This is a genomic window from Pseudomonas caspiana, assembly GCF_040224095.2.
GTDB classification, from domain to species: domain Bacteria; phylum Pseudomonadota; class Gammaproteobacteria; order Pseudomonadales; family Pseudomonadaceae; genus Aquipseudomonas; species Aquipseudomonas caspiana.
In genome coordinates this window covers 2,599,163-2,622,579 of sequence record NZ_CP167995.1, presented here as the reverse complement: position 1 = coordinate 2,622,579, position 23,417 = coordinate 2,599,163, and the positions used below count along the sequence as shown (strand labels likewise).

Below are 23,417 nucleotides of genomic sequence, written 5' to 3'. Positions count from 1 at the left end.
AGCCCGGCCCCCACAGGGTTGATGTGATCTCGCGGGACCAGCTTCAGCCGGCCCCACGTCGCCAATCAGATGGCGGGCAAACTTAGACTCTCCCACATTCTCCCATCAAGGCTGCCAGAGGGTCTCGGCGCCATCGAGCTTACGGTCCAGGAAGCTCGCCGCGCTGATCAGTGCCAGGTGGCTCAGCGCCTGAGGCGTATTACCCAGGTGGTGCCCGTAACTGTCGAACTCTTCGGCGTAAAGTCCCACAGGGTTGGCGTAGCGCAACAGCTGTTCGAACTCCAGATGCGCCTGCTCGACACGCCCGGCGCGAGCCAGGCATTCGACGTACCAGAACGAACAGGCTGTGAACGCACCCTCCTCACCTGCCAGCCCATCGTGATGGTCATCATCGTTGCGATAGCGATAAACCATGCCGTCACGCACCAGTGTGGCTTCAATAGCATCCAGGGTCGCCACCCAGCGCGGATCACTGGCACCTACGAAACGCACCAATGGCATCAGCAGCATCGATGCATCAAGATTACGACTGCCTTTGTGCTGCACAAAATGACCAAGGTCAGCGTCCCAGAAGTTGTTCCAGATGTCGTCATGAATCGCTTGACGCTCCTTGTCCCAGCGATCAAAAGGGGCAGGTAACGAGCGCTTGAAAGCCAGACGCAAAGCCCGGTCCAGAGCCACCCAGCACATCAGCCTGGAATGCAGAAAATGCTGGTCGTCGCCGCGCATTTCCCAGATACCGACATCTCGATCGCGCCAATGCTCACAGACGTAATCCACCTGTCGTGTCGCGTGCTTCCACCCTTCATAAGAGATCGCTTCGCCATACTTGTTGGCGAGGTAAACGGCGTCCATCAGCTCGCCGTAGATATCCAGCTGAGTCTGTTTGTACGCCTCGTTGCCGATGCGCACAGGCAACGCGCCGCCGTAGCCGGTGAAATGCTCAAGGTGCTCTTCGGGTAGTTCTTCACGACCATCGAGACTGTAGAGAATCCCGAGCTTGTTCGAATCCTCGACGCAGTCCCCCAGACGACCGCGCACCCAGCGCATGAAGTCATTGGCTTCCTCGGTATATCCCAGGCGCATGAAGGCATAAACCGTAAACGAGGCATCGCGAATCCAGCTGTAGCGATAATCCCAATTACGCTCGCCGCCGGGCGTTTCCGGCAGACCAAACGTAGCAGCAGCGACGATTCCGCCATGTTTGCGCGAGGTCAGCAGTTTGAGCGCAAGCGCCGAGCGGTTGACCATTTCCCGCCAGCGGCCGCGGTATGCAGACTTATTGCTCCAGCGCCGCCAGAACGCCAGGGTGTCAGTGAAATATTTCTGGCATTGCCCGGCACTGACCTGAGGATCGTCGATACCGCCGAGAATAAACTCCACAAATTCGCCCTGTTTAAGGGTGAACTCTGTGATAGCTGCCTGACCTTCAACCTGCATCGGCACATTGGCCGACAGACGCATACCGGGCTGACCCGGTGCCTCGAAACAAACGTCATCACCGTCTAGCTTCGCCACCGTTTCAGCGCGGCTGTAATCCAGCCGGACCCGGCACTGCATACGAATCGTTGCCTGGCCGTAACGCAGCTCGACACGACGCACCACACGCGGTAAATCTTCGACATCGTCGCTGACCGGCATCAGGTCGGTGATTTCAACCACCGCGTCCTCGTCGATCCAGCGGGTTTGCAGCACGTTGGTGTCCGGCAGATAAATCTGCTGGCGGCGGGCATTGGGTAAAACCGGCGCGAGTTTGAAAATACCGGCTTTGTTGGTGTCGAGTAACGCACTGAAAATCGACGGGCTGTCAAAATCCGGCCAACAGCAAAAGTCGATGCTGCCGGTGTCGGCCACCAGCGCAGCGCTGCGCATGTCGCCAATGATGCCGTGATTTTCAATGTGATTTTGCGGTTCTTCCGGGAAATCAGCCATTGTCTCGAAACTCCGGATATAGGCTCATGCCGCCATCGATAAACAACGTGGTGCCGTGGACATAATCGGACAGGTCCGATGCCAGCCAGACCACTGCGTTGGCCACGTCTTCGGCTTCGCCGACCCGGCCATAAGGGATCAACTTCAGAAGTTTGGCTTCTTTATCGCCCGCCATGGCCTCCTCGTTGATAGCGGTGCGTATGGCGCCCGGTGCAATGCTATTGACCCGGATTCGCTTCTCGCCTACTTCCTGGGCAATGCTGCGCATCAACAAATCTACCCCTCCTTTGGAAGCCGCGTAATTGCCGTGACCCGCCCAGGGAATCAGTTGGTGCACAGAGCTCATGTGAATGATCTTGCCCATGGCGCGAGACACGCCAGGCCGCATGCCTTGGCTGATGAACTGCCGCAGCGCGGCGCGAGCACAAAGAAATTGACCGGTGAGATTGACGTCGATGACTTTGTTCCAGTCCGCCAGAGTCATATCGACAATGGAAGCATCTTTTTGCAGCCCGGAATTGGCCAGCAGAATGTCCAGATGACCAAAGTGTTCAAGGGTTTTAGCGAAGAGCTGCTCGACCTCTTCTTCCTTCGACACATCGGCACCGATAGCTACAGCCCGGCCACCTGCGGCGATGATTTGCTCGACAAGCTTTTCAGCGGGTTCGGCCTGGGAGTTGTAGTTGACGACCACCGCTGCGCCCGCCGCCGCCAAGGCCTTGGCAGCCCCTGCGCCCAGGCCGGAACTGGCCCCGGTGACCAAAGCGACTTGTTGCTCCAGTGAAATATGCATGGACTAAAGCCCTCTTGATCAACATGTAAAGCTGACCGGCGAGGCTTCGTTGAAGTTCAGTGCAGTGCTGGTGATGAAACGCTAGGTCAGCTAGCATCGCTTTTTTTGTATTTGCCAGGACTGCCTGCCCATGAAAATCGTTTCGTTCAACATCAACGGGCTTCGTGCCCGCCCTCATCAGTTGGCAGCGCTGATCGAAAAACACCAGCCCGACGTTATCGGGCTGCAGGAAACCAAAGTCTCGGATGAACAGTTCCCCCAGGCCGATATCGAAGCACTGGGCTATCACGTGCACTTCCACGGCCAGAAGGGCCACTACGGCGTGGCCCTGCTCTCCCGCAAAATGCCATTGGCGCTACACAAAGGCTTCGAGACAGATGATGAGGAATCGCAGAAGCGCTTCATCTGGGGCACATATGCCGACGACAGTGGACAACCGATTACCATCATGAACGGCTATTTCCCACAGGGAGAAAGCCGTGACCATCCGACCAAGTTCCCCGCCAAACAACGCTTTTATAACGACCTTCAGGCACTGCTGGAAACCCGCTTCAGCAACGACCAACCGCTGATCGTCATGGGCGACGTGAATATTTCCCCGGAAGACAGCGACATCGGCATTGGCCCGGACAACGCCAAACGCTGGCTGAAAACCGGCAAGTGCAGTTTTCTGCCTGAAGAACGTGAATGGATGGCACGCTTGAAGAACTGGGGCCTGGTAGACAGCTTCCGCCACCTGCACCCGGAAGTCATCGATCAATTCAGCTGGTTTGACTACCGCAGCCGAGGCTTCGAGGATCAACCCAAGCGCGGCCTGCGCATCGATTTGATCATGGCTTCGAATGGCTTGCAGCCCCGCATCAAGGCCGGCGGCGTCGATTACGAACTGCGCGGCATGGAAAAACCGTCTGACCATGCGCCAATCTGGCTGGAGTTGAGCTGATTCCGGAGTGATAGACGTGGGACCGGCTTAGCCGGGAAGCCTGCCGACATAAATCCGGTGGATGTACCGGCTTTTCCGGCTAATACCAGTTCCACGTCCGACCGGGCAGGAATCCAACTGTCATATTCCGGTAATCGTTTCGACTTAATCTCCCGGCACTTTCCTTAAATTCAAGGTGCCGCACATGCTGCGCGCTGCGTTTTTGCTGGCCGCCCTCGCCTTGACAGCGTTTGACGCGACCGCCAGCCTTCCTTCACCCGCCGACAGTAAACCCGTGCTACGCATTCATGGCTCAAACACCATTGACGCGCAGCTCGGTCCAGCGCTCGTTGAAGGCCTGTTAAGCAAGCAGGGACTTCACAACGTTCACCGCGAAGCGGGCCCGGCCGCCAACGAACTCCGCGTGATCGGCACTACCCCTGACGGTCAACAACTTATGGTCGAGGTCGCAGCTCATGGTTCCGGTACAGGGTTCAGTGCCTTGAAGGCCAGAAAAGCCGACATCGCCGCGTCGTCACGTCCAATCAAGGAAGCCGAAGCTCAGGACCTTGCAGAAATCGGTAACATGAAAAACGCCGCAGCCGAGCAGGTCATCGCCATCGACGGAGTTGCAGTTATCCTGCACCCCGGCAACCCCCTACGCGAACTCACCACAGAACAGCTGGCGCAGATATTTTCCGGCGAAATCCACAACTGGCAGGAGTTGGGCGGCAAGGATGGAGAAATCCATCTTTATGTCCGTGACGAACAATCGGGCACGTTCGAAACGTTCAAAGAACTGGTTCTGCTCAAATACCGCAAGGCGCTTTCCCTTGGCGCGAAGCGTTTCGAGTCCAGCGAGCAACTTTCTGACGAAGTCAGCAGGGATCGTAACGGTATCGGTTTCATCGGACTGCCCTACGTACGTCACTCCAAAGCCGTGGCGATTGCCGACGGAGGATCCCGGCCGATGCTGCCCACAGCAGGCCTGATCGCCACAGAGGATTACCCTTTATCACGACGCCTGTACCTCTATCTCCCAGTGGAGGCGCAACACCCTTGGGCGAACGCGTTGGTCAACTTCGCCCAGAGTGCGGAAGGTCAGGCCATCGTGGCGCAAAACGGCTTTGTGGCGCAGACCGTACAGGCCATCAAGGTCCAGGCCACGGCGCAAATGCCTGGCGAGTATCAGGCGCTGACGCGAGAGGCGGAACGCCTGTCGGTGAACTTCCGTTTTGCTCAGGGCAGTGCCCGACTTGATAACAAGGCGTTGCTCGATGTAAAGCGAGTAGCGGACTACCTGAAACAGCACGACAAACTCGATCAGCGCGTGACGCTGGTAGGTTTCGGCGATGCCAAGAGCGATACACGGCGCGCGCAACTGCTGTCCCGGTTACGGGCAATGGCCGTTCGACGGGAATTGATAAAAAACGATGTCACGTTGCGGGATGTTCTTGGTTTAGGCGACGAGATGCCGGTTGCAGCCAATGATCTCGATGACGGACGCATCAAGAATCGCCGTGTTGAGGTGTGGGTGAATTGACGGAGATGGCAGCCCGACAGAAAACAGAAGTAGCCACTAAAGACTCTCCAGCTCGGCTATTCTCCCGAGTACACGTTCAGGAGGCCTTATGAACACGCCACCGCCCGAGTCCGAAGACCGCAAACCACCCACATTCTGGCAGATGCTACACAGCGTCATGGCCGCCGCGTTTGGTGTGCAAAGCGGAAAGAACCGGGAGCGAGACTTTAACCATGGCAAACCCATCCATTTTGCCGTTATTGGCCTGTTGTTTACCGTTTTCCTCGCAGCGCTGCTGTTCGGTGTGGTGAACCTGATCCTCTATTTCGCACTCGATTGAACGCACCACCTAGTGCGGCAATGGTCGGGACAAAAATGAGTAGTCGTTGCTGGCAGGCTGGCCTTTCAGGCTCAGGGTGCGAAAGTCCACACCGTAGTCATCGCGCTTGCTGTTCGAGCGTATCTGTTTGAGATCACTGATCCCCACCAGCTTCATAACCCTGGCTTGCTGGCTCCCGATGGCTTTGCGAGTAGCTGGATCAGTCGCGTCGTAATCATTCAACAAAACCATCGCCAGCCCGCCCAGCATGAAATGTCCACCGGCCAGCGCACTAATCTGGCCATTCTGTAAAGCGTTCAAGGAATGGGGCGCCCAGTTGATGGTGCTGAACAACACATCTTTACCCGGCTCGCGGCCCATTTCGCGCACCGCGTCCATGGCGCCGAATGCCATCTGATCGTTGGAGGCCCAGATCAAGCCAATGTCGGGGTAACGCTTTAGCAACACCCGCGCCTGTTCAAGTGCCCGATCCCGTCGCCAACCGCCCAACACAATCTGTCGCAGACGAACTTCGGGATGCTCAGCCAGGGCGCGAAGCATGCCCTGCTCCCGCTTCAGTGAAACCGGCGTTGTATTGGTACCGGAAAAAGCGAGCATCTCTATCGACTGACCTGGCTTCGATGTCGCGTACAGGCTGATCAGACGTTTTGCCGTCAGATAACCGCCCTCCTCATCGTTGCCGATCAGGCTGCCGATAAAGTTCGGGTAGCGTTTCGGTAGGTCACCCAGAATATTGACCTGATCATCGGTCAAGGTGTTATTCACGGCAAAGAGTGTCACGTCGCTGCCCTGAGACAAGCGAAGAATCTCGGGGGCAACATTGAGCTCGTTGGAAAACACCAGATAGTCCGGGCGAAACGGCCCTTGCAAGGCATCCCGAGCCAGCTCGATAAGTTCTCGCGTGTCACGGTTGCTATAGCGCACGGTTAAATCCATGCCGAGGCGAGTCGCTGCCGCCTGCATGAATCGCGCATACGCTGACCAGTAGCCATCGCTGGCAGGTCCCGGACTCAGAAACAGCACTGATGCGGCGCTGGCCGGACTCAACCAGCAACCCAGCACAACAGCAAGTGCGGCACAGCAATGTCTTGTCATACCCACAAGCCTTGATAGAAAGTCAAAAGACCGGTCTGGAGATCTCTGATTAGCTATCGGCCGCTGAGCTGATTGTCTGCACCGTTAAATGAGTATTCGATTTTATTATTGGTGGCTGACCCAGAAAACGGCAGCTCCCACAACAAGAATGATGATGAAGAAGATTGCCCAGGCATCGACATGGCTGTCGTTCTTGGAAACTTTGGGGTGGTTGCTCATTAAGATTGCCTCTTGTCTGTTTTATTAGTGGCAGCACGAATGAAGCGATGAGTCTTTGGTTGTTTCAGGTCAGACTCGACCCTAGTAAAGACGAGCTATGCCCATACCACAAGCAGGGTTAAAGGCGTCAGACCAAAGGCTTATCGCCTTTAGCTATTTGCATATAGGCAAACGCCACTTTTGCGTATATCCGCAAACTGTTATCTTCCCCCGGCTCCGTCAGGAGTGCGCGGCCGTGCGCGCAGATTTGCTGTGGTAATTGCCTGAGAACAGGACCTATATGTACGTATACGACGAGTACGACCAGCGGATCATTGAGGACCGCGTAAAGCAGTTCCGTGATCAGACCCGACGCTACCTCGCGGGAGAACTCAGCGAAGAAGAGTTTCGCCCGTTGCGCCTGCAAAATGGCCTCTATATCCAGCGTTTTGCGCCAATGCTGCGCGTGGCTGTGCCTTACGGCCAGCTGACCTCACGCCAGGCACGGATGATGGCGAAAATCGCTCGCGATTATGACAAGGGTTACGCGCACATCAGCACACGGCAGAACGTTCAGTTCAACTGGCCTGCGCTGGAAGACATCCCCGATATTCTGGCTGAGCTGGCCACTGTGCAGATGCACGCCATTCAGACCAGCGGCAACTGCCTGCGCAACGTCACCACCGATCAGTTCGCCGGCGTAGCGGCTGACGAGTTGGTTGACCCGCGTCCATGGTGCGAAATCGTCCGTCAATGGACGACATTCCACCCGGAATTTGCTTACCTGCCACGTAAGTTCAAGATCGCGATCAACGGTTCCACCAGCGACCGCGCCGCTATTGAAGTTCACGACATCGGCCTCGAGCCGGTTCTGAATGACAAGGGCGAGCTGGGTTTCCGCGTGCTGGTTGGTGGCGGTCTCGGCCGTACGCCAGTGGTAGGCGCGTTCATCAACGAGTTTCTGCCGTGGCAGGACCTGTTGAGCTACCTTGACGCGATCCTGCGGGTTTATAACCGTTATGGCCGTCGTGACAACAAGTACAAGGCGCGGATCAAGATTCTGGTCAAGGCACTGACTCCTGAAGTGTTCGCCGAAAAAGTTGAAGCCGAGATGGCTCACCTTCGTGGTGGCCAGACCACACTGACCGACGCTGAAGTGCACCGCGTGTCCAGGCACTTCGTTGACCCGGACTACAAGGCGCTGGACGACTTCAGCGTCGAGCTGGCGAAGCTGGATCAGGAGCACCCCGGCTTTGCCCGCTGGCGTACGCGCAATACCCTGGCGCATAAAAAGCCGGGTTATGTCGCGGTCACCCTGTCCCTCAAGCCTACCGGTGTTGCGCCGGGCGACCTGACTGACAAGCAACTCGATGGCGTCGCTGACCTGGCCGACCGTTACAGCTATGGCCAACTGCGCACGTCGCACGAGCAAAACATCATCCTTGCCGATGTCGAGCAGTCCCAACTGTTCGCCCTATGGCAGGAACTGCGTGAGCAAGGTTTTGCCACGCCAAACGTGGGCTTGCTGACTGACATCATCTGCTGCCCTGGCGGCGATTTCTGCTCGCTGGCCAACGCCAAGTCGATCCCGATTGCCGAATCCATCCAGCGCCGTTTTGACGATCTGGACTACCTGTTCGACATCGGCGAGCTGGACCTGAACATTTCCGGTTGCATGAACGCATGCGGTCACCACCATGTCGGCCATATCGGCATTCTGGGCGTGGACAAGAAAGGCGAAGAGTTCTATCAGGTTTCCCTGGGTGGCAGCGCAAGCCGCGACGCAAGCCTGGGCAAGATCCTTGGCCCTTCGTTCGCACAGGACGCTATGCCGGATGTGATCGAGAAGCTGATTGACGTTTACGTTGAAAAACGCAACGAAGACGAGCGCTTCATCGACACTTACCAGCGTATCGGCATCGACCCTTTCAAGGAGCGCGTCTATGCAGCGAATAATTAAGAACAACGAAGTCATTGATGAAACCTGGCACCTGCTGCCCAAGGAGACATCGTTTGATGAGCTGTCCAATTGCGACGATCTGATCGTTCCCCTCGCGCTGTGGCGCGAGCATGGTCACGCGCTGGCTGCCCGAGACGGCGGTCTGGGTGTGTGGCTGGACAGCGACGAAGAGGCTGAGGAAATCGGTGCTGATGTCGACAAGTTTCAGGTCATTGCCCTGAACTTCCCGGCGTTCACCGACGGCCGCAGCTACTCCAACGCCCGCCTGCTGCGTGATCGCTATGGCTACAAGGGTGAACTGCGCGCTATCGGCGACGTACTGCGCGACCAACTGTTCTACCTGCATCGCTGCGGCTTTGATGCGTTCGCGATTCGCGCTGACAAAGACCCGTACGAAGCCCTTGAAGGCCTGAAGGATTTCTCGGTGACGTATCAGGCAGCAACCGACGAACCGCTGCCGTTGTTCCGCAGACGTTAAGTCGTTAGCGGCTAAAAAAAGCCCAGGCCTGGATTTCCAGACTGGGCTTTTTTTTGCAGGCGGCGTTTTTCGGATTTACCAGAAGCGCTGTTGTGTCAGGCGACTCCACCAGCGCGTCAACAAACTATCCAGCGAAGTGCTGGCCGCCATGCCCATGCGTTCTTGCAGGCTTTTACGCTGCACATAATGCAAGTGGAACACTTCAGCAGACTTGGCACGCTCACCGATGTATTCGTCACTGGTCTTGAGCTCATCCACCAGTTGCTTGTCGAGTGCTGCAACGCCCAGCCAGACTTCGCCGGTCGCCACCTCATCGATGGCCAGTTGCGGACGGTAGTTGGCGACGAAGTTCTTGAACAGATCGTGGGTGATGTCCAGATCCTGCTGAAACTTCTCACGGCCTTTTTCAGTGTTTTCGCCAAATACGGTCAACGTACGCTTGTACTCGCCTGCAGTCAGCACTTCGAAGTCAATGTCGTGCTTCTTCAGCAGACGGTTGACGTTAGGCAGTTGGGCCACGACGCCGATGGAACCCAGGATAGCGAAAGGTGCGCTGATGATCTTGTCACCGATGCAGGCCATCATGTAGCCGCCGCTGGCCGCTACTTTGTCGATACAGATAGTCAGCGGAATACCTGCCTGACGGATGCGGGCCAGTTGCGAAGACGCCAGGCCGTAGCTGTGGACCATGCCGCCGCCGCTTTCCAGACGCAGTACGACTTCGTCCTTGTCGGTCGCCAGGGTCAACAGTGCGGTGATTTCGTGACGCAGGCTTTCAGTCGCGGACGCCTTGATGTCGCCGTCGAAATCCAGCACGTACACACGAGGCTTGGGCTCGGCTTGCTTCTTGTCTTTCTTGAGGCTCTTGGCCTGCTCTTTACGTAGTGCTTTGAGGCGTTCCTTGTCCAGCAGGGATTGCTCAAGACGCTCACGCAGTGCCTTGTAGAAATCGTTGAGCTTGGTGACTTGCAACTGCCCGGCTGACCGACGACGACCTTTGCCGCGCATAGAGGCAATGGCCACCAGCACAATGACGATAGCGACAACCAGGGTGACCGTTTTGGCCAGGAAGCTGGCGTAATCGGCTAAAAACTCCACAGAGACTCCTCATTTGGATTGCGCCCTTACCATTCAAGGGTCGCGGATTGCTCAAGCATACCGGCGCGGCCTGTCGGCGACCAGCCGCTAATCGCTTGCGGATGCCCCATTCAAACAAGCGTATGTTTTTTCATTGACACGCCTTCGGCATCCTCATAACCTCGCAAACACTTCAACGTACCGAGTAACGGACGTGGGCAGCATCTATCTGATACGACATGGCCAAGCGTCTTTTGGTGCCGACGACTACGACGTGCTGTCGCCGATCGGCATCCGTCAGTCAGAAGTGCTCGGCGCACATTTGTCCCGGACAGGCTCAGGGTTTGATCGCTGTATCGCTGGCGGTTTGCGTCGACAGCAGCACACTGCTGAACTGACGCTTGGCCAACTCAATGCTTGCGGGCTGAAGACGCCTGAACTGGAGATCGATTCAGCCTTCGATGAGTTCGACGCCGAAGCCGTGATCCGCACTCTGTTGCCCGCCATGCTTGAAGATGAGCCCGAAGCGCTGCACGTAATGCGTAACGCCGCTCAGCACCGTGCCGAGTTTCAACGCCTTTTCTCACTGATAGTCTCGCGCTGGCTCAGCGGTAGCCATGCCAGTGAAGGCTTGCAGAGTTGGCAGGGATTTGTGGCTCAGGTTCAGGCCGGGTTGAATCGAATACTTGAACGCGCCAAAGGCGGCGAACGAATTGCCGTCTTCACCTCGGGCGGCACCATCACCGCCCTGCTCCACCTGATTACCCGGATGCCGGCCGAGCAGGCGTTCCAGCTTAACTGGCACATCGTTAATACCTCTTTCAACCAACTCAAGTTTCGCGGTCAGCAAGTCTCTTTGGCAGGCTTCAACGACCATGCTCACTTACAACTGATGAACATGCCGGAACTCATCACTTATCGATGACCCAGGCAAACCTTGTTGCAGAACAACCACTAAAAGGATCGAACCATGACCTCCGTAGCCGACGCCGTTCAAGCCATGAAAGCCAAGTTCAACCCAAGTGCCGCTGCTGGCCTGGACCTGGTTTTCGGCTTTCGCATCGATGAAGACAAACATTTCTCGCTGATCGTCAAAGACAGCACCTGCGAGCTGCAGGAAGGCGAAAACCCTGACGCACAGGTCACACTGGTGATGGACGGCGAAACACTGGAAGGTATCGTCAGCGGCGAAACCGACGGCATGCAGGCTTTCATGGGCGGCAAACTGCGCGCTGAAGGCGACATGATGCTGGCGATGAAGCTCAGCGAACTGTTCCCGGCCTGATCGCTGCGCCTTGAACATGAAAACCGAAGCCTGCGTGCTTCGGTTTTTTTTGGCTGTTTTTTGTTTGGCCTCCTATAAAAAAACTATCTGACTTTAACGAGTTTCATTAGGAGCTCATGGGCAACGTGAGGCAGCGATGGCGGCCTGTCTGATACACAGCAATCGCGGCCTCGCGTGGCTCGAGCGCTCCTGCAACTAGCGTGGTGTCAGGGATCAGAGCTATCAAAACCGATGATCGACCAGCAACACGGCGGCCAATAAGACGGCTCGCACGTTGTTAGCACCATTCGATTAGTCAATGATCTACGCGCACCATAATAAGTAGAAGGGATAAGCATGGCGCTTACTGACCAGTCCACACAGATCCGCGCAGGCGAAGAGCTGGATGCCGCGCTCATAGACCCCTACCTCAAGGCACAGATACCGGGCCTGGAAGGAACGCCCCAGATCAGCCAGTTCCCCGGCGGTGCATCGAACCTTACGTATCTGGTGCAGTACCCGAATCAGGAGTTCGTACTGCGGCGCCCACCCTTCGGCCAAAAAGCCCGATCGGCCCATGACATGGGTCGCGAATTTCGCATCATCAATCAGCTTAAGGATGCGTTCCCGTACTGCCCGAAGGCTTACTTGCACTGCGTGGATGAGTCAGTGATCGGTTCCGAGTTTTATGTCATGGAACGGATCAAGGGCATCATCCTGCGTTCAGACTTGCCAACCGATCTCAACCTCGATGCCGCCCAGACCCAAACCCTGTGCAAAAGCTTCATTGACCGCCTGGTGGAATTGCACCGCGTGGACTATCAAGCCTGTGGCCTGGGTGATCTGGGCAAACCCGAGGGCTATGTGGAGCGCCAGATTCGCGGCTGGACTGATCGCTATGACAATGCCCGCACGCCGGATGCGCCAGACTGGACGCAGGTAAAGGCATGGCTCAAGGACAAAATGCCGGCGGACCATCCAGTGCCCGCCATCGTCCACAACGACTATCGCTTCGATAATGTGCTGCTGGACCCCGCCAATCCCATGCAGATCATTGGCGTGCTGGACTGGGAGATGACCACACTTGGCGATCCACTGATGGACTTGGGTAACACCCTGGCTTACTGGATCCAGGCAGACGACCCTGCCCCGGTCCAATTGATGCGACGCCAGCCCAGCCACGCGCCGGGCATGCTGACCCGGGAGCAGTTCGTTGACTATTACGCCGAACGCTCGGGCATCCGCATCGATAACTTCGATTTCTACTACACCTACGGGCTGTTCCGTCTTGCCGGGATCGTGCAGCAGATCTACTACCGCTTCTTCCATGGTCAGACACAGGACAAGCGCTTTGCACAGTTCATCCACATGAACAAGTTGCTTGAACACATGAGCCTGCAAGTGATTGGCAAATCCGCCCTCTGACTACGACCCAATACTGCGACCAAAGAAGGAAAACACTATGTCCAGAACCGAGTTGTTCGACCTCGACGGCAAGATCGCTTTCGTCTCAGGGGCCAGCCGCGGCATTGGCGAGGCCATCGCCAGATTGCTCGCTCAGCAAGGCGCGCACGTTATTGTCAGCAGCCGCAAGATTGACGGTTGCCAACATGTGGCGGACGCAATCATTGCCGATGGCGGTCAAGCGACAGCCATGGCTTGTCATATTGGTGAGATGGAACAGATCACGGCGGTCTTCGCGCAGATTCGTGAGCAATTCGGGCGGCTGGATATTCTGGTCAACAATGCGGCCACCAATCCGCAATTCTGCAACGTGCTGGACACCGACCCTGGCGCGTTTCAGAAGACGGTGGATGTGAATATTCGCGGCTATTTCTTCATGTCGGTCGAAGCTGGCAAGCTGATGCGCGACAACGGCGGCGGCAGCGTCATCAACGTGGCATCGATCAATGGCGTCTCTCCCGGAGTTTTCCAGGGGATTTATTCAGTCACCAAAGCTGCGGTGATCAACATGACCAAAGTATTCGCCAAGGAATGCGCGCCTTTTGGCATCCGCTGCAACGCCCTGCTGCCCGGCCTGACCGACACCAAATTCGCTTCGGCGCTGGTCAAGAACGATTCCATACTCAAGACCGCCCTGCAGCAGATCCCGCTCAAGCGAGTGGCTGATCCGTCCGAAATGGCCGGTGCCGTGTTGTACCTGGCGAGCGCAGCGTCCAGCTATACGACGGGTGTTGCGTTGAACGTGGATGGTGGGTTTCTTTCCTGACACAGCCTCTGCCGCAAGCCAGGTAAAAATGCCTTGCAGGAGCTGTCGAAGGCTGCCATCGCGGTGCGTCAGAATAAATGCTTCGCAGCCTTCGGCAGCGCCTACAGAGGAAGGCACATCCGCGACACAATGCGACCTCCTGCAGTAATATACGCCGCTTGTGAGGCAGCCTTTTCTGCCCGATTGCCAAGTAAGCCCTTCCCATGCCATTTGAACTGAGTGTCGAACCAAGCACCCTGGCGGTGCTGGTTGTCGTTGCCTTTGTTGCAGGTTTCATTGATGCGATTGCCGGGGGTGGTGGGTTGCTGACGACTCCGGCGCTGATGACCGCAGGCTTGCCGCCGCATCTGGTGCTTGGCACCAATAAACTCAGTTCGACCTTCGGCTCGGCGACCGCGGGTTTCACCTTCTACCGACGCAAGCTGTTTCATCCACGGCAGTGGACTCGCGCCCTGATCGGAACCGCTGCCGGCGCATTGATCGGTGCTGTGATCGCTCAGTACCTGCCTGGCGAATGGATTAATCAGATGCTGCCGGTGATCGTCTTCGGTTGCGGCCTTTATCTACTGTTTGGTGGCACCCCCAAGGCCCCGATCAATAGCGATGCGCCCATCAAGAAAAAGTGGCAACTGCCGCAAGGCCTGGGGCTGGGCTTTTACGACGGTGTGGCAGGTCCGGGAACCGGTGCCTTCTGGACGGTCAGCTCGCTGCTGATCTATCCGCTTGATCTGGTCAAAGCCAGCGGCGTTGCACGCAGCATGAATTTCGTCAGTAACGCAGCCGCGCTTTCGGTGTTTATCTTTTCCGGTCAGGTGGACTGGCTGATTGGTTTGAGCATGGGCATCTCGGTCATGCTCGGCGCCGCCCTGGGCGCCCGCAGCGCTATCAAGGGCGGAGCAAAATTCATTCGCCCCGTGTTCATTACCGTTGTGCTGTGCCTGACCGCGCGTCTAGCCTGGCAGCACTGGTTCGGGGGCGCCTGAGCGCTGCGCGAGATACAACTCGATCAGGTGCCGGGCGATAGACCGGCTGGCCGGCAATAGCGGTAGATCATTGATATTGAACCAGCGTGCGTCTTCGATTTCGTCGGCTTGAGGCACGATCTCGCCGCTCTCATATTCAGCATGGAAACCCAGCATCATTGAATGCGGAAACGGCCAGCACTGGCTGCCCACGTATTTGATGTTCCTGATCCTGACCTGCACCTCCTCCATGACTTCGCGGCGCACACAGTCTTCAGCTGACTCCCCAGGCTCCACAAACCCGGCAAGCGTGCTGTATACGCCTGTCACGAAGCGCGGCGAACGAGCGAGCAGGATTTCGTCGCCACGTGTAATCAGCACGATCATGCTGGGCGATATACGCGGGTAAAAACGCAGGTTGTCATGCTCGCAATACATGGCCCGCTCACCCGGGACCTGCACTGTTGGCCTTCCGCAACTGCCACAAAACCGATGCTCTCGTGCCCAGGTGCTGATCTGCGCGGCATAGCCGAGTAGCTGAAAGACGTGGTAATCACCGGACAACATGAACTGACGCAACCCTTGCCAGGTGCAGCCTTCGACCTCTACAGCTTCTTTGAGTACATACAGGTACACCGGCTCGCCATCGAAATAACCGATACCGTGCTCGCTGTTGACCGGGAGATCCTGACGCTTGAGCCACTCCCGGGGAAACATCGTCCCATTACCATCCAGCAGGAAACCTTGTTCGCTGTGGACTACAGCCCAACCGCCCGGAGTCTGAACATCCAGCACGGCGGTGGTCCAGCGACTAGGGACTGACATAAAAACTCCCATAACCCAGTTGATCTGGTGCTTGCTCTAGTTTTCAAAAACGGGCTTGTGCTTGCTCATCTGTGCAACCATGGCCGCTTTCAGGTCCGCTGATTGCAGCATGGCGGCGTTCCAGATGGCAACGTGTTCCAGCCCGTCATCAACGCGGTGATCACGCATGTAGCTGATCATTTCCTTGGTGCCCGCAATGGCAATGGGCGACTTGGCAGCGATTTCGCCAGCAATGGCCAGCACGCCTTCCAGCAGACTGGCACTGTCGGCAAACACACGATTGACCAGGCCAATCTCGCGGGCTTCTCCCGCTTCGACCGTGCGCCCGGTATAAGCCAGTTCACGCATGATGCCGTCACCGATGATGCGAGGCAGGCGTTGCAGTGTGCCGACATCGGCGGCCATGCCCATGTCGATTTCACGAATCGCAAACTTTGCATCTTCGGCGCAATAACGCATGTCGCAGGCTGACACCAGATCGATGGCCCCGCCGAGACAATAGCCTTGAACGGCTGCAAGAACCGGTTTACGGCACTTATCGACCGCAGTGAACGACGCTTGCAACTGCTGGATCTTGCGGCGCAATGTGCGGGCATTACGACCTGCATCCTTGCCCAGCTCATTGGCGACCGAAGCCAGCAGCGTCAGATCGATACCCGAAGAAAAGTGCTTGCCCGCCCCGCTCAGCACCACGACACGTACTTCATCTGTCTCATCAATCCACTGGAAAATATCAATGATTTCAGACCAGAATGCAGCGTCCATGGCGTTGACCTTTTCCGGTCGATTGATCTGCACGTGGGCGATGTGATTATTGAGCTCTACAACGAAGGATTGATAGTCAGACACGGAGGTTCCTCTCTTGATTTTTCTTGTTCTAGCCACGACCGAATTCAGCCAAAGACTATATCAAGGCTGGGCTTTACGCGATAAGGCTGCGGTTGTGCCATTTCCCGGATCGCCCCCCCAAAAAGCAGGCTGAAAGCGGGCTGCACGGTACGAAAGTCTGAACGCTCAACGTACTGGGCGGTCCAGTAGTGTGTAAGTGATAGTGAGCTGCGTCATAGGCATTGACAGCGCAGCGGCCGATTTCAAGGCTATGCCACACCCCTAAGGTCGCAAGAGGGCGATTCTTGACTACATCAAAAGCAGCAACCGGTATTGTGGGCCTCGATGACATTCTGGCGGGCGGTCTTTCCCGTCGGCATGTGTTTCTCCTCGAAGGCGAACCGGGCACAGGTAAAACGACTGTAGCCCTGCAATTTCTGCGTGCAGGTGCCCTTGAGGGCGAACGATGCCTGTATATCACGCTGTCGGAAACCGACATAGAACTGCGCGATGGCGCAGCATCACATGGCTGGGATCTGGACGAGAACATCGTAATCTTCGAGCTGACGCCTCCAGAAAGCTTGCTCGACGCTAATAATCATCAAAGTTTGTTGTATTCCTCGGATCTGGAGTTAGGCGAAGCAACGCGTCAGATCTTCGAAGTTGTCGAACGAGTGAAACCTACTCGGGTCGTTATCGACAGCCTTTCGGAAATCCGCTTGCTGGCGCAAAGCTCCCTGCGCTACCGACGACAGATACTTTCCATCAAGCATTACTTTTCGCGTTATGACGCGACCGTATTGCTGCTGGACGACCTCACCACTGAGGCGCTGGACAAAACCGTGCACAGCGTAGCGCACGGCGTTATCCGGCTTGAAGAATTGAACCCGAACTACGGCGCAGAACGACGTCGCCTACGGGTTGTGAAGTACCGCGGGCAGAAATATCGCGGTGGCTTTCATGACTTCACCATCATGGCTGACGGCATCCACGTGTTTCCTCGCCTGGTCGCTGCGGAACACCGCAAGCATTATGAGCGCGGAGTGTTATCAAGTGGCCTGACTGAGCTTGATGCGCTGCTGGGCGGCGGGATTGATGGTGGCTCCAGCACGTTGATTCTAGGCCCCGCGGGTACTGGTAAATCGCTGATCTCGCTGGTATTCGCAGCGGCAGCGGTCGCTCGCGGCGAACGTGTTGCGCTGTTCATCTTCGATGAAGAGTTGGGCCTGCTGTTCAATCGCATGCGCAAAGTCGGGATTGATCTCCAGGCGCTGCAGAAAAGCGGCAACCTGCTGATTGAGCAAGTCGACGCCGCTGAATTGTCTCCGGGCGAGTTTGCTCACCGGGTACGAGCCAGTGTTGACCAACAGCAGATCAAGACCGTGGTCATCGACAGCATCAACGGCTATCAGGCTGCCATGCCTGAAGAAAATGCATTGGTTCTGCACATGCACGAGTTGCTGCTCTACCTCAATCGCCAGGGAGCAGCGACCTTCATGACCGTTGCCCAGCATGGTCTGGTGGGCGACATGCGCGCTCCCGTCGACATTACTTATCTGGCCGACACCGTCATGTTGTTGCGCTATTTCGAAGCCAAGGGCGAAGTCCGCCGAGCGATTTCCATCATCAAGAAACGTACAGGCACCCATGAATCGACCATCAGGGAGTATCGCATCAGTCATCAGGGCCTGAAAATTGGCAAACCGCTCGCAGCCTTCCAGGGCGTGCTCAGCGGCATCCCTCAATACGCAGGCTCTGACAGTCCCTTGTTGGGAGATAACGAGGAGTGAGCACCCTAGGACTGTTATCGGAGCGGGCAATCATCCTGGCCCCCAGGGGCCGGGACAGTCAGATTGCTTTAATGATTTTGCAGGAAGCAGGATTTCCCGCGCTGGTTGCACACACGCTTGCTGACTTGAATGAGGAACTGAGCCTCGGCGCCGGTATGGCAATCATTGCCGATGAAGCGTTGCGTGGCAAAGACATAGGGACGCTGGTGCAGACACTGGACCGCCAGCCGCCCTGGTCAGACCTTCCTGTGGTACTCCTTACCCATCACGGTGGCCCGGAGCAGAGCCCTTCGGCTTATCTGGGCAAATTACTGGGTAATGTCACGTTCCTAGAGCGCCCTTTTCACCCCTCTACCCTGGTTAGCCTGGTCACCACCGCGATACGCGGCAGGCGACGGCAGTACGAAGCCAGGGCGCGCATGGAAGACCTGGCGGAAAGCGAACTACGCCTGCAGACCGCACTCAAGGCTGGACGCTTAGGGTCATGGCAGCTGGAAGCGGAGTTTCTCAAACTCGATTGCTCCGATATCTCCCGATCACACTACGGACGCTTCGACGAAACGCGCTTCGACTACGACGACTGGCTGGACGCGGTTTACCCCGAAGACCAGCCACGCATGCAATCGGCGCTGCAGCGCAGCCTGGATAGCGGCGATGACTTCATCATTGAATTTCGTAACGTCTGGCCTGACGGTTCATTGAACTGGGTAGACGTCAGAGCCCGTGCCATTCGAGCCAAGAACGGTCGAGTCAGCTCACTGGCCGGGGTAACGTCGGACATTACCGAGCGCAAGCAGGCCGAGGCGCAACTGCGGCGACTCAACGAAACCCTTGAGCAGCAGGTCGAAGAACGAACCTCCCAGCTCAAGCACAACGAAGAAGTCCTGCGTCAATCGCAAAAGATGGAAGCGGTTGGCCAATTGACCGGAGGCATTGCGCACGACTTCAACAACATGCTGACCGGGATCATTGGCAGCCTGGAGCTTCTGCGAAGGCGGTTGGCTCGCGGTAACACCGAAGACCTGAACAGCCTGATCGACCTTGGCGTAACCTCAGCCAACCGTGCCGCAGCTCTGACTCATCGACTACTCGCCTTCTCCCGCCGTCAATCACTGGACTCCAAGCCAGTGGAGATGAATCAACTGATCAGTTCGATGGGTGAATTACTTAATCGCAGCCTCAACGAGAGCATTCGTCTTGAATTGCACTTGCATGAGCAGCTATGGACCGCAGAAGCCGATCCCAACCAGCTTGAAAGTGCCCTGCTTAATCTGGTGCTCAACGCCCGGGATGCCATGCCTGACGGTGGCCTGCTGATCGTCGAGTCTTCCAATCAGAGTCTGGACAGATCCTTCACCAACGCTCACGAAAATCTGCTCCCGGGAGACTACGTTGTACTCAGCGTCAGTGATACCGGATACGGCATGCCAGAAAATGTGATCAGCCGCGCTTTCGACCCGTTCTTCACGACGAAACCGATTGGGCAGGGCACCGGACTGGGCCTTTCGATGATCTATGGCTTCAGCAAACAGTCCCACGGCCATGTTTCGATCAAAAGTGAAGTGGGCAAAGGCACGACGGTGCAGCTCTTCCTGCCACGCTTTAAAGGTCAGCAAACTCAGGACGAGCAGATTATTCATAGCCCGGAAAGCTTTGCCAAAGAAGGCGAGACTGTCCTGATCGTTGAAGACGACGCCGCAGTGAGAGTGTTGGTTTGCGAAGTACTAAGCGAACTGGGTTACAAATTCGTAGAGGCCAGTTCCGGCCCGGAAGCAGTGCCTGTTCTGGAGTCCGGGCAACGCGTCGACCTGCTGATCAGTGACGTGGGTCTGCCCGGAATGAACGGCCGGCAACTCGCCGAAATAGGCCGACAGCTACGGCCTGGCCTCAAAGTACTGTTCATCACCGGTTATGCCGAGCACGCAGCGGTCAGGGCGGGCTTTCTCGACGATGGCATGCAGATGATCACCAAGCCCTTCGCTTTTGACAATCTGACGTCAAAGGTCCGGGAAATGATCGAAGAGTAGGGATTACGGCGCCATCAGAACGAGTGACTGATGGCGTGGGGAGCCGTTGATTCAGGCCAACAGCTTTTCGATCTGCGAATGCAGCGTTTCCATATTGAACGGCTTGGCAAGTATCGGTGCCTTCCTGGCAATGGGACTGCCGGACTCGACGATTTCTGCCGGGTAACCGCTGATGAAGATAACCTTCAGTTCCGGTCGTAATTTAACCGCAGGCTCGGCGATCATTACCCCGGATATCCCTCCCGGCAGACGGTAATCAGTGATCATCAAATCAAGGTGGGGCTTGGTCGCAAGAATTTCGAACGCCTGTTCGCCGTTTTCTGCCTGCAACACTCGATAGCCCTCGCCCGACAGGTAATCGGCAAGCAACATCAGGATCAGCGGCTCGTCTTCGACGATGAGGACGACATTTTCTGCATCAGAGCTCATGGAACTGCCTTCGGTTAAATAGCTGCCTTTACGACCATGGCGGTTGCCGTAGGTTGCGTAAATATCGGATAAATCTGACGCTGACCGCGCCCGCCCCTAAACCGGAAGGCAGACCCGGAACATCGAGCCCTCGCCCTCTTCGCTTTCCACAACGATTTCCCCGCCATGGGCCGAGACGATCTGGTCGGAAATGAACAGTCCCAAACCGAGGCCGTGGACGGCATGGTTGGCCGCGACCCGCTCGAATTGCTGGAAGATGCGTCGCTGGTTTTCCTTGCTGATGCCAATCCCTTGATCACGAACTTCGACCCGGGCTTGACCCTCCGTCACGTACACCCGAACTTCAATCGGCTTGCGAGCGCCGTAACGCAGCGCGTTTGTCAGCAGGTTGGCAATCACTTGCTCAATACGGAACTCATCCCACACGCCAATGACCGGCTCTTCTGCCGTGAACGTCACGCTGGATTCCGCCGCCGCGATTTGCGCCGAGAAACTTTCGAGCAAGTTACTTACCAGTTCGGCAAGGTCGAAAGCACTGGTGCGGATAGAGAGCTTGCCAGTGCGGATGCGCGACACATCGAGCATGTCCTCGATGAGGCGGATCAGACTCTGTATCTGGCGCTCGTCGCGATCAACCATGGACCTCAGCTTGTCCATGGTGAACGCTGAGGCGTTGTCTTTGGCCAGATGCAACTTGCGCAGCTGGGTTTCCAGAATCAGCCCGTTCAGTGGCGTTCGGACCTCATGGGATACGATTGACATAAAGTCATCGCGCATCCGCACAGCATGCTCCAGCTCGTTCTGGGTCACCTGCAGCTTCGCCAGCAACTGTTCCTGCTCTCGACGGCTCTGCTCCAGAGCCTCGACTTGCAGCTTCATCGCCTTGCGCTGGCGGTACAGGTCGACGAACACGTTGACCTTGCTCTTGACCGCATGGATATCCAGAGGCTTGTGCAGAAAGTCTACGGCGCCGCTTTCATAACCCTTGAAGGCGTAATTGAGTTCGCGCCCCGCCGCACTGACAAACACGATTGGAATACTCTTGGTGCGATCCGTGCCGCGCATCATCTCCGCAAGCTCGAAACCGTTCATGCCGGGCATCTGAACATCCAGAATAGCCATGGCAAATTCGTGTTCCAGCAGCAGCGACAAGGCCTCATCGGCGGATAATGCTTTGTACACCTCGCGATCTTCGCGCTTGATCAACGCTTCGAGCGCCAGAAGGTTCTCCGGCAGATCGTCGACGATCAGCAGCTTGGCTTGAATATGACTCAGCATGCAATTCGTTCCAGCTCGACCAGAAGTTGGCCTATATCATTTAAAGGCAGAAGGTAATCAGGATGCTGCAACGCCAGTGCCGCTTCAGGCATGGTGCGCGCCTGGGCCTGATCCGGATCCTGAACAACCGTCATGCCGCCGGACAACTTGATGCATGACAGACCAAAAGCGCCGTCATTGTTGGCGCCGGTCAGTAAAAAGCCTGCCAGACGCGGCCCGTAGGCATCCGCGGCGGACTGAAATAGGATGTCAATACTGGGTCGCGAATGGAACACGCGGTCCTCCTGACTCAGGGACAGACTGAAATCGTTTTCCACCGACAGGTGATAACCCGGTGGTGCGAAATACAACGTGCCTGGCGCTACATCTTCCTTGTCGTCCGCCTCTTTGACCTTGATCGGTAACCTTGCCTGAAATACAGGAGCCAATTGGCTAAGGCGGTTTTCAGGCACGTGCAGAACGGTAAGAATCGGCAGTCGATAACCGACTCTCAGGCTTGCGAAAATCTTCAGCAATGCTTCGACACCGCCGGCAGACGCGCCCACCACGATGGCATCCACGACCGGCAGCGAGCTCACACTGTCTTCATCGCCAGAAAATGATCTTTTCATGACTTGCGGTAGATCCGTTCCGGTTTCACCAAGGGCTCGAATTGGCCACTATAAGCAGAGAAATCCAGTGTCTCTTTACTGCCCAAGACTAAAAAGCCGCGATGGCACAGCGAGTCATGGAAAAGACCAAAAGCACGATCTTGAAGTTTTTTATTGAAATAAATCAATACGTTACGGCATGAAATCATCTGCGTTTCGGAAAAAACGCTGTCGGTTGCCAGGCTGTGATCAGCAAACGTCACGTTCTCGCGCAGCGTCTTATCGAATATCGCGTAGTCGTAGGCACTGGTGTAGTAATCAGAGAAAGCACGCTGACCACCCGCCTTCTGGTAATTGTCCGTATAGGCGCGAACGTTTTCCATGGAGAAAATCCCCTGCTGCGCCTTCTCCAAAGAGCTTGGGTTAATGTCAGTGGCGTAAATAATGGTTCGCTCCAGCAAACCTTCTTCGCGCAGCAGGATGGCCATCGAGTACACCTCCTCGCCCGTGCTGCACCCCGCGATCCATATTTTGATCGATGGATAGGTACGCAGCAGCGGCACCACTTCCTGGCGTATGGCCAGAAAGTGCGATGGGTCGCGAAACATTTCGCTGACCGGAATTGTCAGGAACTGCAGCAACTGCATGAAAGCCTGCGGATCGTGAATCACCCGCTCCTGCAACGCAGAAACCGTGGCGCAGTCAAACTGGCGAAGCGCGTGGTGAATACGGCGCTTCACCGAAGCGCCGGAATAATCACGAAAATCGTAGCTGTACTTGAGATAAATAGCCTCAATCAACAGACGTATCTCGATGTCCGTACTCTTGTCTTGAGACATTGCGGAACCTTTAACCTTGGGTTGGATGCTCAACTTGG

The 23,417-nt window shown here is 56.4% G+C and carries 22 protein-coding genes; 12 read left to right on the top strand and 10 right to left on the bottom strand.

Features of this window, described 5'->3' with window-relative positions; translation table 11 throughout:
* Positions 1–105 precede the first annotated feature (105 nt).
* Both ABRP31_RS12060 and ABRP31_RS12055 read right to left on the bottom strand, forming a co-directional pair.
* Positions 106–1,932: a glycoside hydrolase family 15 protein gene (locus ABRP31_RS12060; RefSeq protein WP_349970820.1), complete on the bottom strand. Its 1,827-nt coding sequence runs from the start codon at positions 1,930–1,932 to the stop codon at positions 106–108.
* Positions 1,925–2,725: a glucose 1-dehydrogenase gene (locus ABRP31_RS12055; protein WP_349970819.1), complete on the bottom strand. Its 801-nt coding sequence runs from the start codon at positions 2,723–2,725 to the stop codon at positions 1,925–1,927. Before ABRP31_RS12055 ends, ABRP31_RS12060 begins: the two co-directional genes overlap by 8 nt.
* Before the next feature lie 130 nt (positions 2,726–2,855).
* Here ABRP31_RS12055 and xthA point away from each other — a divergent pair, with 130 nt between their 5' ends.
* The 3 genes from xthA to ABRP31_RS12040 all read left to right on the top strand — a co-directional run bounded on the left by xthA (position 2,856) and on the right by ABRP31_RS12040 (position 5,509).
* Positions 2,856–3,668 (top strand): exodeoxyribonuclease III, encoded by an 813-nt coding sequence (gene xthA / locus ABRP31_RS12050; protein ID WP_349970818.1) that lies wholly within the window; start codon positions 2,856–2,858, stop codon positions 3,666–3,668.
* A gap of 184 nt (positions 3,669–3,852) precedes the next feature.
* Positions 3,853–5,190 (top strand): phosphate ABC transporter substrate-binding/OmpA family protein, encoded by a 1,338-nt coding sequence (locus ABRP31_RS12045; protein WP_349970817.1) that lies wholly within the window; start codon positions 3,853–3,855, stop codon positions 5,188–5,190.
* Positions 5,191–5,278: 88 nt separating this feature from the next.
* The gene (locus ABRP31_RS12040) at positions 5,279–5,509 is read left to right on the top strand and encodes a DUF2970 domain-containing protein (RefSeq protein ID WP_349970816.1); all 231 of its coding nucleotides are present in this window, start codon (positions 5,279–5,281) and stop codon (positions 5,507–5,509) included.
* A gap of 9 nt (positions 5,510–5,518) precedes the next feature.
* On the opposite strand, the gene ABRP31_RS12035 is transcribed toward ABRP31_RS12040, so the two are convergent.
* Positions 5,519–6,604, bottom strand: coding sequence for an ABC transporter substrate-binding protein (locus tag ABRP31_RS12035; RefSeq protein WP_349970815.1), 1,086 nt, complete (start codon positions 6,602–6,604; stop codon positions 5,519–5,521).
* 499 nt (positions 6,605–7,103) lie between these two features.
* Between ABRP31_RS12035 and ABRP31_RS12030 the strand changes: the two genes are divergently transcribed.
* Positions 7,104–8,762 (top strand): nitrite/sulfite reductase, encoded by a 1,659-nt coding sequence (locus ABRP31_RS12030; RefSeq protein ID WP_349970814.1) that lies wholly within the window; start codon positions 7,104–7,106, stop codon positions 8,760–8,762.
* Entirely contained in the window at positions 8,746–9,240 is a 495-nt protein-coding gene (locus tag ABRP31_RS12025; protein ID WP_087270147.1) for a DUF934 domain-containing protein, read from the top strand. Before ABRP31_RS12030 ends, ABRP31_RS12025 begins: the two co-directional genes overlap by 17 nt.
* A 75-nt stretch (positions 9,241–9,315) precedes the next feature.
* On the opposite strand, the gene sohB is transcribed toward ABRP31_RS12025, so the two are convergent.
* Positions 9,316–10,338: a protease SohB gene (gene sohB / locus ABRP31_RS12020; RefSeq protein ID WP_349970813.1), complete on the bottom strand. Its 1,023-nt coding sequence runs from the start codon at positions 10,336–10,338 to the stop codon at positions 9,316–9,318.
* Positions 10,339–10,531: 193 nt separating this feature from the next.
* Here sohB and ABRP31_RS12015 point away from each other — a divergent pair, with 193 nt between their 5' ends.
* The 5 genes from ABRP31_RS12015 to ABRP31_RS11995 all read left to right on the top strand — a co-directional run bounded on the left by ABRP31_RS12015 (position 10,532) and on the right by ABRP31_RS11995 (position 14,794).
* Positions 10,532–11,242, top strand: coding sequence for a histidine phosphatase family protein (locus tag ABRP31_RS12015; protein WP_349970812.1), 711 nt, complete (start codon positions 10,532–10,534; stop codon positions 11,240–11,242).
* Positions 11,243–11,287: 45 nt separating this feature from the next.
* Positions 11,288–11,602 (top strand): SCP2 sterol-binding domain-containing protein, encoded by a 315-nt coding sequence (locus tag ABRP31_RS12010; RefSeq protein ID WP_027899113.1) that lies wholly within the window; start codon positions 11,288–11,290, stop codon positions 11,600–11,602.
* 336 nt (positions 11,603–11,938) lie between these two features.
* The gene (locus ABRP31_RS12005) at positions 11,939–13,006 is read left to right on the top strand and encodes a phosphotransferase family protein (protein ID WP_349970811.1); all 1,068 of its coding nucleotides are present in this window, start codon (positions 11,939–11,941) and stop codon (positions 13,004–13,006) included.
* A gap of 37 nt (positions 13,007–13,043) precedes the next feature.
* Positions 13,044–13,811 (top strand): SDR family oxidoreductase, encoded by a 768-nt coding sequence (locus ABRP31_RS12000; RefSeq protein ID WP_349970810.1) that lies wholly within the window; start codon positions 13,044–13,046, stop codon positions 13,809–13,811.
* Between the two features lie 203 nt (positions 13,812–14,014).
* Positions 14,015–14,794, top strand: a complete 780-nt coding sequence (locus tag ABRP31_RS11995; protein ID WP_349970809.1) for a TSUP family transporter — start codon at positions 14,015–14,017, stop codon at positions 14,792–14,794.
* Here the strand turns inward: ABRP31_RS11995 and nudC are convergent.
* Positions 14,762–15,598, bottom strand: a complete 837-nt coding sequence (nudC, locus tag ABRP31_RS11990; protein WP_349970808.1) for an NAD(+) diphosphatase — start codon at positions 15,596–15,598, stop codon at positions 14,762–14,764. The two genes, ABRP31_RS11995 and nudC, sit on opposite strands and share 33 nt — an antisense overlap.
* 36 nt (positions 15,599–15,634) lie before the next feature.
* Positions 15,635–16,447, bottom strand: a complete 813-nt coding sequence (locus ABRP31_RS11985) for a crotonase/enoyl-CoA hydratase family protein (protein ID WP_349970807.1) — start codon at positions 16,445–16,447, stop codon at positions 15,635–15,637.
* A 284-nt stretch (positions 16,448–16,731) separates the two neighbouring features.
* Between ABRP31_RS11985 and ABRP31_RS11980 the strand changes: the two genes are divergently transcribed.
* Both ABRP31_RS11980 and ABRP31_RS11975 read left to right on the top strand, forming a co-directional pair.
* Positions 16,732–18,216 (top strand): ATPase domain-containing protein, encoded by a 1,485-nt coding sequence (locus ABRP31_RS11980; RefSeq protein ID WP_349970806.1) that lies wholly within the window; start codon positions 16,732–16,734, stop codon positions 18,214–18,216.
* Positions 18,213–20,243 (top strand): response regulator, encoded by a 2,031-nt coding sequence (locus tag ABRP31_RS11975; protein WP_349970805.1) that lies wholly within the window; start codon positions 18,213–18,215, stop codon positions 20,241–20,243. Before ABRP31_RS11980 ends, ABRP31_RS11975 begins: the two co-directional genes overlap by 4 nt.
* A 51-nt stretch (positions 20,244–20,294) precedes the next feature.
* On the opposite strand, the gene ABRP31_RS11970 is transcribed toward ABRP31_RS11975, so the two are convergent.
* From ABRP31_RS11970 to ABRP31_RS11955, 4 genes are all read right to left on the bottom strand, one after another.
* Complete coding sequence (locus ABRP31_RS11970; protein WP_087270117.1) at positions 20,295–20,672, bottom strand: response regulator; 378 nt, start codon at positions 20,670–20,672, stop codon at positions 20,295–20,297.
* A 96-nt stretch (positions 20,673–20,768) separates the two neighbouring features.
* Positions 20,769–21,950 carry a hybrid sensor histidine kinase/response regulator gene (locus tag ABRP31_RS11965; RefSeq protein ID WP_087270113.1) on the bottom strand — a complete coding sequence of 394 codons (1,182 nt, stop codon included), beginning with the start codon at positions 21,948–21,950 and terminating at the stop codon, positions 20,769–20,771.
* Positions 21,944–22,561: a chemotaxis protein CheB gene (locus ABRP31_RS11960; RefSeq protein WP_087270110.1), complete on the bottom strand. Its 618-nt coding sequence runs from the start codon at positions 22,559–22,561 to the stop codon at positions 21,944–21,946. The genes ABRP31_RS11965 and ABRP31_RS11960 overlap by 7 nt, the downstream gene beginning before the upstream one ends.
* Complete coding sequence (locus ABRP31_RS11955; RefSeq protein ID WP_349970849.1) at positions 22,558–23,379, bottom strand: protein-glutamate O-methyltransferase CheR; 822 nt, start codon at positions 23,377–23,379, stop codon at positions 22,558–22,560. Before ABRP31_RS11955 ends, ABRP31_RS11960 begins: the two co-directional genes overlap by 4 nt.
* Positions 23,380–23,417: the final 38 nt, after the last annotated feature.

Bases quoted from the DNA above. Each gene is read 5' to 3' on its own strand.
- ABRP31_RS12060 (WP_349970820.1), bottom strand. From the start codon at position 1,932: ATGGCTGATTTCCCGGAAGAACCGCAAAATCACATTGAAAATCACGGC.
- ABRP31_RS12055 (WP_349970819.1), bottom strand. From the start codon at position 2,725: ATGCATATTTCACTGGAGCAACAAGTCGCTTTGGTCACCGGGGCCAGT.
- xthA (WP_349970818.1), top strand. From the start codon at position 2,856: ATGAAAATCGTTTCGTTCAACATCAACGGGCTTCGTGCCCGCCCTCAT.
- ABRP31_RS12045 (WP_349970817.1), top strand. From the start codon at position 3,853: ATGCTGCGCGCTGCGTTTTTGCTGGCCGCCCTCGCCTTGACAGCGTTT.
- ABRP31_RS12040 (WP_349970816.1), top strand. From the start codon at position 5,279: ATGAACACGCCACCGCCCGAGTCCGAAGACCGCAAACCACCCACATTC.
- ABRP31_RS12035 (WP_349970815.1), bottom strand. From the start codon at position 6,604: ATGACAAGACATTGCTGTGCCGCACTTGCTGTTGTGCTGGGTTGCTGG.
- ABRP31_RS12030 (WP_349970814.1), top strand. From the start codon at position 7,104: ATGTACGTATACGACGAGTACGACCAGCGGATCATTGAGGACCGCGTA.
- ABRP31_RS12025 (WP_087270147.1), top strand. From the start codon at position 8,746: ATGCAGCGAATAATTAAGAACAACGAAGTCATTGATGAAACCTGGCAC.
- ABRP31_RS12010 (WP_027899113.1), top strand. From the start codon at position 11,288: ATGACCTCCGTAGCCGACGCCGTTCAAGCCATGAAAGCCAAGTTCAAC.
- ABRP31_RS12005 (WP_349970811.1), top strand. From the start codon at position 11,939: ATGGCGCTTACTGACCAGTCCACACAGATCCGCGCAGGCGAAGAGCTG.
- ABRP31_RS12000 (WP_349970810.1), top strand. From the start codon at position 13,044: ATGTCCAGAACCGAGTTGTTCGACCTCGACGGCAAGATCGCTTTCGTC.
- ABRP31_RS11995 (WP_349970809.1), top strand. From the start codon at position 14,015: ATGCCATTTGAACTGAGTGTCGAACCAAGCACCCTGGCGGTGCTGGTT.
- nudC (WP_349970808.1), bottom strand. From the start codon at position 15,598: ATGTCAGTCCCTAGTCGCTGGACCACCGCCGTGCTGGATGTTCAGACT.
- ABRP31_RS11970 (WP_087270117.1), bottom strand. From the start codon at position 20,672: ATGAGCTCTGATGCAGAAAATGTCGTCCTCATCGTCGAAGACGAGCCG.
- ABRP31_RS11965 (WP_087270113.1), bottom strand. From the start codon at position 21,950: ATGCTGAGTCATATTCAAGCCAAGCTGCTGATCGTCGACGATCTGCCG.
- ABRP31_RS11960 (WP_087270110.1), bottom strand. From the start codon at position 22,561: ATGAAAAGATCATTTTCTGGCGATGAAGACAGTGTGAGCTCGCTGCCG.
- ABRP31_RS11955 (WP_349970849.1), bottom strand. From the start codon at position 23,379: ATGTCTCAAGACAAGAGTACGGACATCGAGATACGTCTGTTGATTGAG.